13 protein-coding genes and 2 pseudogenes are annotated in these 16,292 nt (G+C 62.1%); 10 read left to right on the forward strand and 5 right to left on the reverse strand.

Annotation, left to right across the window (positions count from 1 at the left end; all coding sequences use genetic code 11):
• Positions 1-407 precede the first annotated feature (407 nt).
• Positions 408-728, forward strand: a complete 321-nt coding sequence (locus WFP78_RS20970; RefSeq protein WP_336966395.1) for a single-stranded DNA-binding protein — start codon at positions 408-410, stop codon at positions 726-728.
• Here the strand turns inward: WFP78_RS20970 and WFP78_RS23490 are convergent.
• Positions 725-925, reverse strand: a complete 201-nt coding sequence (locus WFP78_RS23490; protein ID WP_419723014.1) for a YlcI/YnfO family protein — start codon at positions 923-925, stop codon at positions 725-727. The genes WFP78_RS20970 and WFP78_RS23490 overlap by 4 nt on opposite strands.
• Positions 926-1,218: 293 nt before the next feature.
• On the opposite strand from WFP78_RS23490, the gene WFP78_RS20975 reads away from it, so the two are divergent.
• The 5 genes from WFP78_RS20975 to WFP78_RS20995 all read left to right on the forward strand — a co-directional run bounded on the left by WFP78_RS20975 (position 1,219) and on the right by WFP78_RS20995 (position 5,295).
• Positions 1,219-1,959, forward strand: a complete 741-nt coding sequence (locus WFP78_RS20975; protein ID WP_336966396.1) for a ParA family protein — start codon at positions 1,219-1,221, stop codon at positions 1,957-1,959.
• On the forward strand, positions 1,956-2,966 hold the full coding sequence (locus WFP78_RS20980; RefSeq protein WP_336966397.1) for a ParB/RepB/Spo0J family partition protein: 1,011 nt from the start codon (positions 1,956-1,958) through the stop codon (positions 2,964-2,966). Before WFP78_RS20975 ends, WFP78_RS20980 begins: the two co-directional genes overlap by 4 nt.
• A gap of 244 nt (positions 2,967-3,210) precedes the next feature.
• The gene (locus WFP78_RS20985; protein ID WP_336966398.1) at positions 3,211-3,735 is read left to right on the forward strand and encodes a hypothetical protein; all 525 of its coding nucleotides are present in this window, start codon (positions 3,211-3,213) and stop codon (positions 3,733-3,735) included.
• Positions 3,735-4,841 carry a relaxase/mobilization nuclease domain-containing protein gene (locus tag WFP78_RS20990; protein WP_336966399.1) on the forward strand — a complete coding sequence of 369 codons (1,107 nt, stop codon included), beginning with the start codon at positions 3,735-3,737 and terminating at the stop codon, positions 4,839-4,841. Before WFP78_RS20985 ends, WFP78_RS20990 begins: the two co-directional genes overlap by 1 nt.
• A gap of 76 nt (positions 4,842-4,917) precedes the next feature.
• Positions 4,918-5,295 carry a hypothetical protein gene (locus WFP78_RS20995; protein ID WP_336966418.1) on the forward strand — a complete coding sequence of 126 codons (378 nt, stop codon included), beginning with the start codon at positions 4,918-4,920 and terminating at the stop codon, positions 5,293-5,295.
• Here the strand turns inward: WFP78_RS20995 and WFP78_RS21000 are convergent.
• Entirely contained in the window at positions 5,282-5,701 is a 420-nt protein-coding gene (locus tag WFP78_RS21000) for a GIY-YIG nuclease family protein (RefSeq protein WP_336966400.1), read from the reverse strand. The two genes, WFP78_RS20995 and WFP78_RS21000, sit on opposite strands and share 14 nt — an antisense overlap.
• Before the next feature lie 85 nt (positions 5,702-5,786).
• Here WFP78_RS21000 and WFP78_RS21005 point away from each other — a divergent pair, with 85 nt between their 5' ends.
• Complete coding sequence (locus WFP78_RS21005) at positions 5,787-6,479, forward strand: plasmid pRiA4b ORF-3 family protein (protein WP_066969391.1); 693 nt, start codon at positions 5,787-5,789, stop codon at positions 6,477-6,479.
• A 3-nt stretch (positions 6,480-6,482) separates the two neighbouring features.
• On the opposite strand, the gene WFP78_RS21010 is transcribed toward WFP78_RS21005, so the two are convergent.
• Entirely contained in the window at positions 6,483-7,253 is a 771-nt protein-coding gene (locus tag WFP78_RS21010) for a recombinase family protein (RefSeq protein WP_233204015.1), read from the reverse strand.
• Here WFP78_RS21010 and WFP78_RS21015 point away from each other — a divergent pair.
• On the forward strand, positions 7,252-8,676 hold the full coding sequence (locus WFP78_RS21015; protein WP_066488601.1) for an ISKra4 family transposase: 1,425 nt from the start codon (positions 7,252-7,254) through the stop codon (positions 8,674-8,676). The two genes, WFP78_RS21010 and WFP78_RS21015, sit on opposite strands and share 2 nt — an antisense overlap.
• 527 nt (positions 8,677-9,203) lie before the next feature.
• On the opposite strand, the gene WFP78_RS21020 is transcribed toward WFP78_RS21015, so the two are convergent.
• A complete protein-coding gene (locus tag WFP78_RS21020) occupies positions 9,204-9,761 on the reverse strand; it encodes a recombinase family protein (RefSeq protein WP_031290454.1) in 558 nt (185 codons plus the stop codon).
• Between the two features lie 139 nt (positions 9,762-9,900).
• Here WFP78_RS21020 and WFP78_RS21025 point away from each other — a divergent pair.
• Positions 9,901-12,207 (forward strand): annotated as a pseudogene (locus tag WFP78_RS21025) (Tn3 family transposase); the annotation flags it as partial.
• Positions 12,208-12,313: 106 nt separating this feature from the next.
• Here the strand turns inward: WFP78_RS21025 and WFP78_RS21030 are convergent.
• Positions 12,314-15,232, reverse strand: coding sequence for a Tn3 family transposase (locus tag WFP78_RS21030; RefSeq protein WP_046194694.1), 2,919 nt, complete (start codon positions 15,230-15,232; stop codon positions 12,314-12,316).
• A 167-nt stretch (positions 15,233-15,399) separates the two neighbouring features.
• Between WFP78_RS21030 and WFP78_RS21035 the strand changes: the two are divergent.
• Positions 15,400-16,056: pseudogene (locus WFP78_RS21035) on the forward strand (Tn3 family transposase); the annotation flags it as partial.
• Positions 16,057-16,292 lie beyond the last annotated feature (236 nt).

Consider the following 16,292-nt stretch of genomic DNA (forward strand, 5'->3'; position numbering starts at 1 on the left):
ATGGCCACGTTCGTGCTTGGTTGAGCTGTTTTTTCACCTTGAGCGCGGCCGTAGCGCCAGGTCTTCAAGCCAAAGAGCGCGCGATCTGGATCGAATGCCCTCTTCATCGGCGTTCCCCCTTCCCTTCCCCCGCGGCCGTGTCGAACTGGTCGACCATCCCTTTGCCGCGCCACGACTGAGCCACGGCGCCGAGATCCCCCGCGCGACATTCACGTCTGCCCCTTCGATCGGCTCTTCCTGAATCGATGGGAAAATGGGCGCTGGCCGCCTTCTACGATCAAGCAAATAACCGGCTGCGCCTACGGTTTCCGCTGCGCGGACCCTCCGTTTTTTCGCTTGATCGCGGCGACTGCACTCCCTTTCAATTCCCATCAGGAATGAGCCTGATCGATCGAAAGGACAGGACCATGCAGAACATCGCTGAATTTCGGATCATCGGCCGCGTCGGCAAGATCACGGAGCATGACAAGGTGACGAAGGTGAACGTCGCCGCCAACTACAACCGCCAGGACAATGGCGAATGGGTGACGGATACCCACTGGAACGAGGTGACTCTGTTCGGCAAGCTGATCGAGCGCGCCGCGAAGGCTCAGAAGGGCGACCTGGTGCATATCACGGGCCGCGTCCGGCAGAACTCTTACGACACTGCCGAGGGCAAGCGCTACACGGTGGAACTGATCGCCGACGGCTTTGCGGTTCTCGCCAAGGGCTCGGATGATCGCGACTAGGCGCGGTCGGGGCCGCCTACCGGCGGCCCCTCTCGCCGGCGTAGCTCCAGCTCGACCGCTTCGCGCATGAAGTCGGCTTGACTTTCGCCATCCCGAAGAACCGATTTGATGCGCCCCAGCGTGCCTTTTGGAAACCGCGCAAGCGTCTGATCCCCCATTGGAGGGCGACCGACAGAACGGATATTGCTAGACGTCATCCAATGCCCTAGTAATTACCGATACCGCATATTGACGGCATTAGCGGTATCGTATATTACAGGTTGCGCCTTTCATCAAGGCGACGGAGGCGAAGGCCATGTTGGGTAATCTACTGACGATCGGATTGTTCGTCCTGATCGCTTGGGCCGTCCTCCGGGGCGGGGGCGGCAAGAGCCCGCGCATTTGGAGTGGCGACACTCCGGATGAGGAGGCGCGTCGTAACACGCGGACGGATTCGAACTATCGCGGTTACGACCACTGGAACAACAACTCCGATCGAGGCTGGTAGCGCGTGAAGACTATCGCCATCAACGTCGAGAAGGGCGGCGCCGGCAAGACGATGATCGCGTGCCATGTGGCATGGCATCTAGCCGATGCCGGCCATCGCGTGCTGTTTCTCGACCTTGATCGCCAGTGCAATGCGACCGATGCGCTCGCCGACTTCGAGAGCCTTGGCACGTGCAAGCCGCTCTTTGAACCGGGCTACACCCCGCCCGCCAGTTTTCCCCGGCTCGCGATCTACTCGAACCGCATGGGCGGCGAGTATGACGCGGACTACCCGCGCGCGCTTTCGAACATCAATGTCAACTTTCCGGCGCTCGATCCGCATTTCGATTACTGCGTCATCGACACGCCGCCCTCTTGGTCATGGATCAATTTCGCGGCGCTGCTGGTGTGCAACCACCTGATCGTCCCCGTCGAGCTGGGGCCATTCGGCCCTGCCGCAACCAAGCAGGTCTCGGACTCGATCGCGACGGTCAATGGGAAGCGGCGCACGCCGATCCACGTCGTCGGCTTGGTCCCCAATCGCGTGCGTGCCAACGATCGGCATCAGATGGACATGCTCGCCGCGATCAAGAGCAAGATCGGCCGCAATCTGTTCACCGCCGTCCTTCCGGAACGCGCGCACTACAGCCAGGCCATCCAAGAGCATGTGCCGGTGTGGCGCTTCGATAAGGACGTGCGCAATTCGCTTCCCGCAATGCGCGCGTTCCTCGAGGAAGCGATGGCCCGGATCGGGAGCCACGTATGACAGACTTTTCCGGTTTCGACGTTTTCAGCGAGAAGGCGGCTGTCGCGGACGCCGATCGCGTCCAGCTCATCGACCCCGAGCTGCTGTATCCCGATCCAGAGAACGTCCGCAGCGAGATCGACCCGGCCAAGATCGACGAAATGGCCGAGACGATCAAGGAGCGCGGCCAGCTCCAGCCAATCACCGTCGCTCCAAGGGATGACGACGGGCGCTACCGGATCATGTTCGGCGAGCGGCGCTGGCGTGCGTGCCAGAAGCTTGGCGTGCCGGTCCGCGCGATCGTCAGCAAGACCGATGATATCGAACGGGTCCGCATCGATCAGTTCATCGAGAACGATCAGCGCGAGGATCTGTCGACGGCCGACATGATCCGGTTTGTCACGGGACAGGTCGCGAAGGGGCGCTCCCTGGCCGAGCTGGCGCGCGCAACGGGGCGCAACCGGACGTTGCTCACCCGGTATCAGGGTCTCGCTAAGGCACCGGACTATATTGCGCTGCTGTTCGCCGACATATCGATGCGGAGCGCCGTCGCGCTCACCCAGGCCGCCAAGACGGACGATGCGGCGACACGAGCCTTTGTTGCGAACACGGCGGCCGAGGACATGACCGTGTTGGCGTGCGAGCGGTTCGCGCGCGAGGTTGGCGCGAAGAAGTCGGCACCCAAGGCTGACCCAGCCCCTTCGCCGGAAGTCGATGCGACCTCCGATAGCGGCGATGACGATACACAGAGCCCGGAAGAGACCCCCGCTCCGGAGCCCACGACGGACACGATCCGGGATGCGGAGGCCGATCGTGCGCTGGACGAGACGCCGGTGGTTCCTGCCATATCGATCGATCCTCCCGCACCTGCACAGGCCCCTGCCCCTCGCGCTACGACGAAGCCGAAAGGTGGCAAGCAGCGCGTGGAGCGGCCAACCATCGAGATCGAGGGAAAGCGCGCGATGGTAGTCGAGGCGCTGGTGCACTTCGAGGGTGAGGCGGAACCGCGCATCGTGAGCTGGCGCTGATCGCGCCGGTGTGAGTGAGAGCGGCGGCAGTGGCCGTCGCTCGCGCCCTGAACCCTATCCTTCCTTTCCGCGTCTTCATCGCTTCTAAAGAATTGGGGTGTGCCACGTGGCACACGTGGAGGCAGATTTAGGTGGGGGATGTTTGATGGCAGGATAGGTGTTGCGGCGCTTGTTGTATTACATTATCCCCGTTGGGGCTATGTCGATCGCGCCGCAGCCTTCATCCCCCACCAAAGAACCAGCGATGCTGACTGCCCGCGTCGATCGCGAGCTGCTGGCCGCGTTCGATGCCGTGGCAGAGGGGAGGGGAGGGCGCAGCGCGCTCTTGCGAACCGTGCTGCAACAGTCCCTGAAACACGTCGCGGACGCTCCGCGCATTGCGCCCCGGGCCGACAGCGCCGGGAACCGCGTGTCGCTTCGCTTCACCGATGCCGAGACGGCGGTCCTCGATCATCGAGCGGCCGAGCGCGGAATTGATCGCGCGGGTTGGATCAAGGCGTTAGTGCGCCGCCACATCGCGCTAAAAAGTGGCGTCGACGACGGCCTGCGCGATGCCGTAGCACCAATTCGGATGCAGCTTCAGCGCATCGGCCGCAACCTCAACCAAGCGATGAAGGCGGGCAATGCCGCGATGATGGCGGACAGCGGCTTGCAGATCGACCGCGAGCTGCGCCGGATCGCCGACATGCGCGAAGAGATCAACGAGCAAATTGCGGCGCTGGCGGACGTGCTGCGCGGAGAGACCGCCTTTTGGGAGGTCTCTGACTGATGCCGTTCGGGGATCGCGAGGACGAGTTATGGGAGGCGATGAAGCCTAGCTTCAAGCCGCGTCTCGTTAGCGACCCGAACATCAGATACGCTCGCCACCTGGTCAACGGCACCGGCCCGTTCGCCACAAGGTCGCCGGCGACGTCGACCTTACGGGGTGACATCAAGGCCACGCTGGCGCGTGTCGTGCGCCGGACTCCGGAGGTGCTGGTCAAGGTGACGGGCCGCAAGAAGGGCGCCAAGCATCTCGGTGCCCATCTCGACTACATCGGCCGTCACGGCGACATTCCGCTCGAGACGCGCGACGGCGAACAGATCACAACGAAGGAAGAGGCGCACCGCGTCGCCGAGGAGTGGTCCGACCCGCTCTACTGGCGCCAGGGCACGACCGTCTCGGCAGTGGCGATGGTATTTTCCATGCCGGCGGGCACCGACCCCGAGACGGTGAAGCAGGCCGTCCGTGAGACGGCCGAGCGCATGATCGGGGACAACCACGACTATGTAATGGCGCTTCACACGGACACGCCTCGCCCGCATGTCCATCTGACAGTCCAGGCCGAGGGCCTGAACCGCAAACGGTTCGATCCGAGGCGCGAGGATCTGTTTCACTTTCGGGAGGCGTTCGCCGAGGCGTTGCGGAGCCGCGGTGTCGAGGCGGAGGCTACGCCTCGCTATACGCGCGGTCAGGGGAGGGCGGGCACCAGCATGGCGCTGACGCAATTGCGTGCGCGGATTCGCAGTGGCGCATCCCGTCAACCGACCGAGGCCGATCTACGGCAAGCTCGCGAGGCGATGCAGATCGCGCTCGGGAAGGCCCAGCAGCCCCCGTTCGTTTCGAAGACGCGCGAGCGTTGGCAGGACACTAAGCGGCGCTATGAGTCAGCGGCCGAACGGCTCGATCGCAGCTCTGATCGCGAGGACCGGAAGCTGGCAAGCGACGTGCGCCAGTTCATCCAAGAGCGGGCGGACATCGAAACGATACCCGACCGGATGCTACGCGAGGCGGAAACTCGCGTGAAGGAAGCGCAGGAGCGAACGATGAGCGGTCCGGCCCCAAATCAGGGTGTGCCACGTGGCACACCTCCGCCACCAACAAGACGCCGCTGAAATGCGCCACCAGCTTACAGGAAACGCCGGCCTCTACCATGTCGCGCGCGAGCTATCGCGGCGGGGGTGGCATGTGATGCCGACGGTCAGAAACGCACGCGGAGCTGATCTTTATGCCGCAAGCGACGACGAGCTGCGCGTGTTGCCGATCCAATCCAAGGCGTTGTCGAAGCGAGCGCCAGTGCCGCTAGGTGGATCTCTCGATCGACTTTGCTCGCATTGGTGGGTCATAACCATCAACGCAAACACTGCCGCGCCAACATGCTTCGTCTTGACCTTGGAAGAAGTGAAGGCCGCGGCACATCGCGGAGTCAACCAAGCTGGCACGGTCTCTTACTGGCTTCAGCCTAAGTCCTACGCGCTCGCAGAATATCAGGAGGCGTGGGATCGGCTCGGATCACCGTCCGACGCCGCGCGCAATCAAGCAGCCGATATTGCTCCTAATTCCTATTGAGGCCCATTTCCCGGCTTTGCAATTTCGCCTTCCAAAGGGCCTCTACGCACACGATCTCATCGATCATCAACCCCGACCCGCAAACCTCCAAAATGGATACTTGATAGTCCGATAGCTCGCGGCTTTTTAGCCCGATGTTCCCGCCGTGGCCGTCGCGCGCATAACCAGTCCAGCGCCCGAGGAACCCATCCTCGCCATATGCAGACCCTACATACTGCTCTTTGGTTCGGGGGCACGTCAGCAGGTAAATTCCGCGCGCGGCACGCAGTGCAGCGAGCCAGTTCGACGGAAGCGTGTCGACTGCCGAGAGGTTCGAGATGAAAGCGGTGTAGCCTGGAAACTCCTCTTCCTGAAAGACCCGCGTGACCTCCAAGATGGGTTTCGGCTTCTCCCGCGCCTTCTGCACCCATGCGCGCGTTCCCGGTCCCCAATCAATATGGGGGGCATAAAAAAGCTGGGGGTGACGGTGCTGATCCGGTAGCTTTAGGAGCATGTCGAAACCGGCTCCGCTTGTCGCTTACCGTCTGAAGGTCGGCCTCCGGGATATATCGCCGATGATTTGGCGACGCTTGCTGGTTCGCAGCGATCTGACGCTTTTTGGTCTGCACCGGGTAATCCAGATCGCGTTTGGTTGGGAAGATTATCATCTCCATGCTTTCAAGGTGCATGGGCGCCGTTTCGGCACGCAAAGGACGGGTGAGCGTCACCACCTTGTCGAGGACGGGAAAATTCTGAGGGAACTGACACTTGCCGACCTGTCGCTGCGAGTGCGGCAACGCATGATGTACGAATACGACTTCGGCGATTTCTGGGAGCACGAGATCCGCGTCGAAGCGCGTGAACAACCGAGCGCAGACAAGCCCTGGCCGGTCTGCACCGATGGTGCTCGCGCCGGTCCGCCTGAGGATATCGGCGGACCGGGTGGATATGAGCGATTGCTCGAACGTCTCGATGAATTGCGCTTCGATCAGGGAAATGGCCTGGATGACTTTCTGGATGAAAACGATACCAGCGACGGCGAGGAAGATGACGGCGAAGAGTGGACGCCAGCTGACCGCGCCGGGTTCGACGGTCCAGATGATCCGCTGCTGCGCTACGATCCAGATTCCATCGATCGCCGCGCCATCAATCTCGCGTTGAAGGCTGAGTTTGTCGGCAAGGACCGGCCAATGTCTGTGGACTGATGCTCAGGCAAGCTCGGCTTGAGCGCGTCTGTCATCGCGTACCCGCATGATCGTCTGCCGGCTTGTCGAGAACGCCTTGCTGAGCGCGGACACGGTTTCGCCGCTTTCAAGGCGGCGCTCGACCTCGGCGCGCTCGTCTGTTGTAAGGCTCGCAGGCCGTCCGATGGCCTTGCCCTCCGCCCGCGCGCGGCGTAGCCCGGCCTGGGTGCGTTCGATCAGCAGGTCGCGCTCGAATTCGGCGACCGCGTTGATAACGCCCATCGTGAGCTTGCCTGTCGACGAGGTGAGATCGACGCCGCCCAGCGCCAGGCAGTGGACGCGAACGCCCATGCGATCGAGATCGGCGACGGTGCTCGCCACATCCATCGCGTTGCGGCCGAGCCGGTCGAGCTTGGTGACGACGAGGACGTCGCCATCCTCTAGCCGGTCAAGCAACCGGGCAAAACCCTTGCGTTCTTTCGCCGCAACCGACCCGGAGATGGTTTCGGCGACGATCCGCCGCGGCTGCGCTGCAAAGCCAGCGGCCTCAATCTCGTGCAACTGGTTGTCGGTCGTCTGGTCGACGGTCGAAACGCGCAGATAGGCAAAGGTGCGTGACATGGATCCGGCCTCGATTGTCCGGAAGGGGTGTCCAGTAAAATTGGTGTGTCCGCAAGATGGTAAGGCTATTTTATGGACAGGGTTAGCTGTAGGTGACCGTAACCGGTCGGTTTCGGACGGCGGCACCGATGTGCCGGCCAATGAGTTCCCTTCTTCATGGAGGAATGAGCTCATGCGCTTCACCATCACCCTCACCGCAGCAACGGACGACAGGCCAACCAGCGGCATATCCATCGCCGTCATCGAACGCGACGACGACACGCTTACGATCGATGATCTCGGTCTCAGGATCGCGGAGAGCAAGCGACTGCTGGCCGCGCTGCAGCTCGCTGTGGTTCAGACCCAGGCGCTCGACTGGTGTCGCCGCCAGCGCGCTTGTCCGTGCTGCGGATCAGCAAGGCAAATCAAGGATCATCGTTCGATCATGGTGCGCACGCCGTTCGGAAAGATCGCCGTGCCAAGTACCAGGTTCCGGCGATGTACATGTAAACCCACAGCGGGTATCGCGGCGCCGATCGTGGCGGCGCTGCCCGAACGCGTCACGCCGGACCTTCTCGAGCTAGAGGCGCGCTGGGCTTCGCTCGCGTCCTACGGCATCACCGCGGAACGCCTTGCCGACGTCCTTCCGATCGGTGACGCGATCAACGCGACGACGATCCGGCAGGACACCCTACGCGTCGCGGAGCGTTTGGAAGCCGAGCTTGGCACCGAGCGACGCTGTTTCATCGAAGGCTGCGAGGCGGACTGGACCGATGGTCCGCTGCCAGGACCGCCTGTCACTGTCGGGATCGATGGAGGCTATGTACGATCATGGTACGATCGGCCGAACAATTTCGAGGTGATCGTGGGTAAGTCCGTCGTCGATCCGGGCGAGGATGGCGAAATTAGCGAGCCAACGCGCCGGTTCGGCTTCGTGGTCGGACATGACGACAGGCCGCGTCGTCGCCTTCATGAATTGCTGCTGGAGCAAGGCGTCGGGATGGACCGTGAGATCACCTTCATGTCCGATGGTGGCAGGAACGTCCGCAATCTTCAATGGGACATGCGGCCGAACGCCGAGCATGTCCTCGACTATTTCCACATCGCCATGCGGGTGACGGTCATGCAGCAGATCGCGCGCGGATTGCCGCCCCCATCCGAGACGGATAAAGACGTGGCCGTCGCCACTCTCGAGCGAGTTCGGCACTTCCTCTGGCACGGCAACTGGCGCCGTGCTCTCGACCTAATCGGCGACGTCGAGACCAGAATGCTTGGTGCGACAGATCCGGATGTCACCGACGAGCCGATGAGCCACCCACAGGTCTCGCCGCAAGCTCGCAATCTCCTCAAGCATTTGCGGGAGTTCGAAAGCTATATCAGCGCCAATGCCAGCATGATCCCGAACTATGGCGAGCGACGACGATATGGCGAAGCAGTCTCGACCGCCTTCGTGGAATCGACCGTCAACCAGGTCGTCGCAAAGCGCTTCGCAAAGAAGCAACAGATGCAGTGGACGCCCAGAGGGGTGCATCTGCTTGTGCAACTCCGCGTCCGTACCCTTGATGGCACGTTGGCCAATGACTTTCAGAGGTGGAGGGACGAACGGAAGGCGGCATGACCCCCAACTTTCTCATGCTCCCATCAATATGGGGTGACTACACGAAAGTGACGTAACTGCACGCTAAGGGCGAACGGATAGCGAACACATGTGGCGGGCAGATTTCCGCTACGAACACGGTCCGCTTATTTTCGGACGATATGCCCACAGGTTGGCTGTCATGAGGGTGTAGCCACCTTCCCCATCGGGACGAAGAACAGCCAGAAAGTCCCGATCATCGCGTATCTGCGCATGAGCGATTGCTGATGCGGGAACTATATGCCTGTTTTCCTTACCTTGGATCACTCGTTTGATCCGTACTTGAAGGTTATACTGGCTCCGCCAATTTGGCAGACCATCGGAGCCGGGACTGGCCTTTGAGCTAATCGTCACTATGCGTCCGACAACGGCAAGGTCTCCACATGCATATTCTAGCGCATCTGCGGCCTCTTGGACCGTGGCGCATCCGCTGAGGGCACAGAGTAGCGGCAATAGCAGTTTGCGGAGCAACGCTCGATGTTCCGACAGCATGCAGGTAATTCCCAAGTTCATGGCGTTTTTTGTTCCAGTGCCTTGTAGAGAGCTGTCTTCCCGATCTTGAGGCGCGCGGCGGCTTCGCGAACAGTTAGGCCCGCTGCGATATGCGCCCGCGCCTTGCGTAGCTTGTCGGGGGTGACGACAGGGCGGCGACCACCCTTGTTACCCCGATCGCGCGCGGCCTTGAGGCCAGCATGGGTGCGTTCCCGGATTAGATCTCGCTCGAATTGGGCAAGCGAGCCAAAGATGTTGAACACCAGCATCCCGCCCGAAGTGGTAGTGTCGATGTTTTCGGTGAGCGAGCGGAATCCGATGCCGCGCGCCGCAAGCTCGCCGACTTTCTCGATCAGATGGCTCATTGAGCGCCCAAGACGATCGAGTTTCCAGACCACCAGCGTGTCGCCGGTACGCAGATAGGCGAGCGCCTCGGCCAGGCCAGGCCGATCGGTCTTGGCGCCGGACGCATGGTCGTCGAAGATGCGCTCGCATCCGGCCACATTCAGCGCGTCATGCTGAAGCGCCAGCTTCTGATCGCCGGTCGATACCCGCGCATAGCCGATCAGTGCCACGACCGGTCCCAATCTGTCCGTTTTCCCATCAATTTGCATTCTTGTCCGAATCGCCATCGCGGGTCCAGAGTTGACGGACATATTCATGCTGACCGCCAGAGGACCGTCTGACGGACTCGCAAAGCGAAGGAGATGATGCGTGGCGAGACGGCGACTGGTGAGCCCGGAAATCTGGGCGGGGCATTATAGCGCGCCGCTCGATGAGCGCGAGATTGCGCGGCACTATACGCTGACCAGCGACGACGTGGAAATTGTCGGCCGCCGTCGCGGCGATGCCACCCGGCTCGGTTTCGCGATGCTCCTGCTCACTATGAGATGGCCTGGCCGTGCGCTGGAAGCGGGCGAAGTCCCGCCCGCTCCTGTGCTCGCCTATGTAGCGCAGCAACTCGACATCGCGCCTGAAGCCTTTGCGGCCTATGCTCATCGGGACCAGACCCGTCGCGAGCATCTCGTTGAAATCCGACGATCGCACGGGTTCAGGATCTTCGACCGCGACGCCTTCCGTGAAGTTGTCGCCTTCTCGATCCCGATCGCGCAGACCATCATCCATCCCGGCCAGATGGCAGGGGTCATCGTCGATGAACTCCGCCGTCGGCAGATCCTCCTGCCTTCTTCGTCGATTCTCGAAGCGGTACTGCGACGGGCTCGCCAGCAAGCTGAACAGCTTACCTATGAAGTGCTCACAAATGGCCTGCTGCCCGACACACTACAGGGCCTGGACGATTTGCTGGCGCGACGGTCGGGGCAGGCCACCACATGGCTATCCTGGCTACGCAATGCGCCACAGTCGCCGGCAGCGCGCAACATCCTGCGCCTGATCGAACGGCTCGCCTATGTCCGCGCGCTGGGCCTCGATCGCGCCCGTGCCGACATGATCCCGGCTTTGACTTTTGACAGGCTGGCGGACGAAGGCAGCCGCATCACGCCCCAGCACCTTGGCGAACTCAATGCCCTACGGAGACATGCAACACTGGCGGCAACCGGCATCCGCCTTGAGGAAAGCCTGACCGACGCGGCCCTGACGATGTTCGACAAGCTGTTGGGGAGCATGGCGCGCCGCGCCGAGAACCGGACTCGCGACAAAGCCCTAAAGACGGTGCGCGAGCTGCAAGGCCATCTCCGGACGCTCACGGGATCTTGCCGGCTCCTCATCGACGCGCGCACCAAGGGCGTGGATTTTCTGGCGCAGATCGAGGCGCTGGACTGGCAGCGCTTCGCCGTGGCCGTCGAGCAGGCCGAAGTGCTCGGGCGACCGGAAACCGTCGATCGCACGGCCGAATTGATCGAGCGGCATCGCACTGTGAAGCTCTTTGCCGGTGCCTTTCTCAACACCTTTGAATTTCGCGGCGCCGGTGCGGTGCAGGGGCTCCTGTCAGCGCTGGCCATCATCGCGGAGCTCTACCAGACCGGCAAAAGGCGCTTGCCTGATCGCGTGCCGCTGCGCTTTGTGCCGTCCGCATGGCGGCCGTTCGTCCTGCGCGATGGCATCGTCGATCGTGCCGCCTATGAACTATGCGCCCTGTCGCAGCTACGTGAACGGCTGCGAGCGGGAGACATTTGGGTCGCGGGAAGCCGGCAGTTTCGCGATTTCGACAGCTATCTCATCCCGCCGGCGACCTTTGCGGCGCTTCACGAGAAGGGGCCTTTGCCGCTAGCCATCGAAACGGATTTCGAGCGCCATATCGAGGAAAGGCGCACCAGGCTCGACACGGCGATCGAACAGGTGACGATCCTCGCGCGTCAGGGCGAGCTGCCCCAGGTGAGGCTTGACGAAAACGGCCTCATCATCTCGCCGCTGAAGGCGGCAACGCCGCCCGCCACCGAGATTGCCCGTCGCGCCGCCTATGATCGACTGCCGCGCGTGAAGATCACCGATCTTCTGCTTGAGGTCGATGCCTGGACCGGGTTCAGCGAATGCTTCATCCACCGGCGTTCGGGTAGGGAAGCCGACGATCGCAATGCCCTGCTTACCGTCATCCTCGCCGACGGCATCAATCTCGGCCTCACGCGGATGGCGGAAACCTGCCGGGGCGCAAGTCTGCGTCAGCTCGCCCATCTTCACGACTGGCATATTAGCGAGGCCGCTTATGGCGAAGCGCTGGGAAGGCTGATCGACGCCCATCGCGCCATGCCACTCGCCGCGCTGTGGGGAGACGGCACCACTTCGTCGAGCGACGGACAGCAATTTCACGCTGGCGGTCGTGGGGCCGCGATCGGCGACATCAACGCACGCAGCGGCAACGAACCGGGCGTCGCCTTCTACACCCATGTCTCGGATCGATATGATCCCTTCGCGAGCAGGGTGATCGCGGCGACTGCCGGCGAAGCGCCTTATGTGCTGGATGGCTTGCTGTATCATCAGACCGGCCTGACGATTGAGGAGCACTACACCGATACAGGCGGGGCATCGGACCATGTGTTCGGCCTCATGCCTTTCTTGGGGTTCTCGTGACGGCAGTGCAAAAAGTGTCGCTAAGCAACCCATTGAAATTGCTGATATAATAGCGCGTCGCTCGCGGTAAGTGATTGATATCCCTCATTCTGGAGGTTTTTCATGTTACGCTCCTGATCCCGGCCGCTGGCGGTTTCCCGCCCAGGAGCCGATCCCGGTGTGGCGAGACGTCAATGGTGATGACGCCTTTGGTGTTGATATGCTCGTGCGCATTGGGGGCGATGTGCATGATGTGATGATCCGGAAAGGTGTCCGGCATTCGCGCTCGAACCTCACCGATCCGGGTCGCGTTCCACGTCATGATAACGTTGGTAAGCAGTGTCAGGCCTGATGATATCGCGGCCATTTGTTCGGGCGTGCGGCCATGCCGTGCGCCGATCGGCCCGGAATAGATCGCGCGCTGCAGGGTGTGGACCGACTCGCCTTGGCTGAGCAAAGCGTCATTCATCCCACGGAACGCCGGATCGCCGAGATAAGCGCCCAGGAAGCGGGTCAGTAACAGCCTGCCGAAGGCATCCCCTGCCTGAAACGCCTCATCGCCCCGCGCGGCGCTGCCAAAGCGGTCCAAAACGTAGGTCGCGGAACACCAACCACTCTTGGTCGATGCCGCAATTCGGAGGAGCGGGTCCCATCCCCGAGTGATGGCGCTGGTTGAGACGGTCTCGCTCACAATTGGCCGCAGGCTGGCAGGTACATCGAGGCCACGCGGGAGATAGAGCTTGCGCTTGTTCATGCCGGCCAGCCTCGGCGCGAGATCAAACCCCACCAGATTGGCCAGCGCCATACCGAAATGTGTGTGGCCATGCGTATCCACCGCGACACGGTGGAGATCGACGGCTTCGTGGCGAAGAGCCCCTTCGATAGCGGCCCCGGCTTGCCGTCGGTTCAGGACGACGGCCTGGTCATGCAGGATCACCCATTGGTCGAGCACATGGGTGTAGGTTCCGACAGCCGGCGTGCGCCGTCGCGGATCATGGCGGGCTGTCCAGAGATGGCGGGTTGCATCAAGGCTCATCATGTCGGCCGATGCCTGAATTCCGCCTCCCCACAGCCTGGTGACCGGAAGCGTCCTGAAATGATCAAGCACCAAGCGGTTGGCCGCCGGCAATCGACCATTCGCCTCGATGCGGCGCATCATCTCGCCGACTGCGTCGGCTTCAATATTGAGCGTCATGCGCGCCATGTCGGCGGCGGTCAGATCTGAGCCCAAGGCGATCAGGGCCGCGTAGAGGATTATGAGTTCATGCTCGCTTGCGGGTGACCTGCCCAACAGCGCCCAGGAAAAGCGCGTGGCGGCATCGATGGCGATCAGCAGATCCGGCAACTGGATCTTTCCGACACCGGCGAACAGTTCGCGGCGAATGGCCTTGAGCCTTTCGTCTTCGGGAGCCGCCTTGAGTTTTGGAACGACCAATCGGTCGTTTTCAATCCGGATATCGCCTCTCGACACCGCCGCATCGATGGCTTTCAGGGCCGTCGTGAGTTCATCCTTGATCCAGCGGATGTTCGCTTCCGGCTTGGCTGACACGGCGAGGTTTCGCACGAACCGTGCTCGTTCCTTTTGCCATTGCGCCTTTGGGATCAGGCGGTCCTCAGGAGCACGGTGTTCCAGGCTGTGGTCGACGCTGGCCTGCCCATTGCGCAGCGAGCGTTTGAGCAGCATGAGCGTCGCCGCCCTATAGCCGCCAAAGGCGGCCTCGCGGTCCGGTTGATCGATGAGGAACGCCCACGTCCGACCGAATGGATTGGCGGTGCCTTCCGGCAATCGTCCCATTTCCGAACCCGCCACCCGGTCCAGTGTCGTCAATGCCTGCGAAAGCGGGTGCGTCGACGGCAGGTCCAAGCTGATCGACGAAGCCGCGCCCAACAACTCACTCGCGCCTCTGCCTGCTGTCGCCAGTTCCCGCCGGACCCGGCCAACCTTCGTGGATGGACCGTGTGCGCTGGCCGGCAGGAACGGCGCCAACATGGTGCGCATCTGGTCGCGCGCGACGGAAGCGGAGGTATTCTCATCGTCGACAAGGCTTGCCAATTGCAAGACCAACGCTTGATGTCGGCGCAGTTCGTCCTCGACCGCCGCCTCGGCGCGGGTTCGGGCCTGACGCCAGAGATCGGCGATCCGGTAGTCGATCATCCCCAGACCGCCATCCGTGAGACGCAGCAGTTGCAAGCGCAGAAAGCAGGCTATTTCAATGGTCTTGCGCTCACCACGCATCCGCTTGAGCGTCGCAGGCTTGCGGTAGAGCATTGATCTCGCCTGGGCGTTCAGCATTCCGGCTGCCAAGCCAAGATGGAGCCTGTCGGCCCCAAGTTTCTTCAGAAAATCGATCTTCGCGATATGGTCGGCGAGGCCTTTGGTTTTACGGGACGCGGGACTGTCTCGAAGCCATTCCAACCGCGTCTTGCCATTTGGCATCGTCTCCGACAGCTCAAGCGGCCAGACCTTCGTCTGTTCTATCCCCACTGCGGCTACCGCGCCGGCCAACAGACCGCCATCGTAATGGCGCCGGGCGCCTGATGCAGAACTCCTCAGCCGTCGCGTTGGCAACTGGACATAGTGGTGATCACGGAGCCATGCGCGCGCGGCTTGTTCCAACTCGTCCACGAGGAATTTGTCGCCGGCCTCGCGCCGCAGAAAGCCATTCAACGCGCGTTCCCCGTGCTCGGTGAGGTCGCGCAAACCCAGTGCCTGTTTCGCCGCGTCCTGATGCTCGAACAGCGTGCGGTGGCGGCGGTAAAGCGCGCGGATTGAGGCAAGCCGGGGCGGTGCAATCCCAAGCTCGGCACCGAGATGAGCCAGCACTTGCGGCGAAATCATCTCCACGGAATTGAGTGGTGCTCCCGTGAGGCGCAGAAAACCAACCTGCAGCGCCACGCCCAACCGGTTTAACGGTCGCCGGCGGCGGCGGACGGTTCGCCGATCGTCCTCGGAAAGCGAGAAGAAATGCGCGACTTCGGGTTCGGTTAAATTCTCCGGAAACCGTTCGCAACCAAGATATTGTCGAAACGGCGCATCCACGACTCGGCCCTCCCAGGAAAGACCCTACACACCGCCGGCTGAAGGTCGAGAAACCTCACCGGTCAATGATATCAATGGGTTACAATTTTCTCGCGGCTTTTATCGCTATGTTTCAATAGCTTGCTTAGCGGCACTTTTTGCACCGCCGTCACGAGAACCCCTTCTTCGGCTACCGCTTCGCGCCGCGCCTCCGCGATATCAGGGAGCGTCGCTTGCACCTCCTGCCTGGCCAGGAATCTGGCCAGCTGCTCACTGGCATGACGGCCGAGCCGATCGCATTGGGTCATGTCGCCGCGCATTGGGACGAACTGCTGCGGTTCGCCACATCGATCCGCACCGGCACCGTCACCGCTTCGGCGATGCTCCGCCGGCTGTCCGCCTATCCCCGACAGAATGGACTGGCCCTCGCGTTGCGCGAGCTTGGCCGCCTCGAACGCTCGATCTTCATGCTCGACTGGCTGCGCGACATTGACCTGCGCCGGCGCACCCAGGCGGGCCTCAATAAGGGTGAAGCCCGCAATGCGCTCGCCCGCGCGCTCTTCTTCAACCAACTCGGCGAGCTGCGTGATCGGCGCTTCGAGAACCAGACTTATCGGGCATCGGGCCTCAATCTGCTCGTCGCCGCCATCATCCTGTGGAACACCCGCTATCTCGAAATGGCGTTGGCTGACATCGGTACGCCCGACGAGATCGCACGCCACATCGCACCGTTGGGCTGGGAGCACATCTCGCTGACAGGGGACTATAGCTGGAATGTCGAAGATCGCCCAGATCCGGATGCCTTGCGGCCGCTGCGCGCCGTCAGCTCCTTGCTCGCCGCGTGACGTTCGCTATCCGTTCGCCCTTACCGTGCAGTTGCGTCACTTTCGTGTAGTCACCCCAATATAGACGCGGCCCGCGTCCTCTATTGAGATGCCTACGACGGTTTGTCGGTATAGATCGAGTTCGCGGGCGCCTCCTTGGGTCACGGGCACCCCGCGAAGGGGGTCGATGATGGTAGGGTCGCACGGCCCTATCCTTTCGACCTCATAGAGCCCCACGAACAAAGTCGATGCTGCCG

The organism is Sphingobium aquiterrae, from assembly GCF_037154135.1.
Classification (GTDB): Bacteria; Pseudomonadota; Alphaproteobacteria; order Sphingomonadales; family Sphingomonadaceae; genus Sphingobium; species Sphingobium aquiterrae.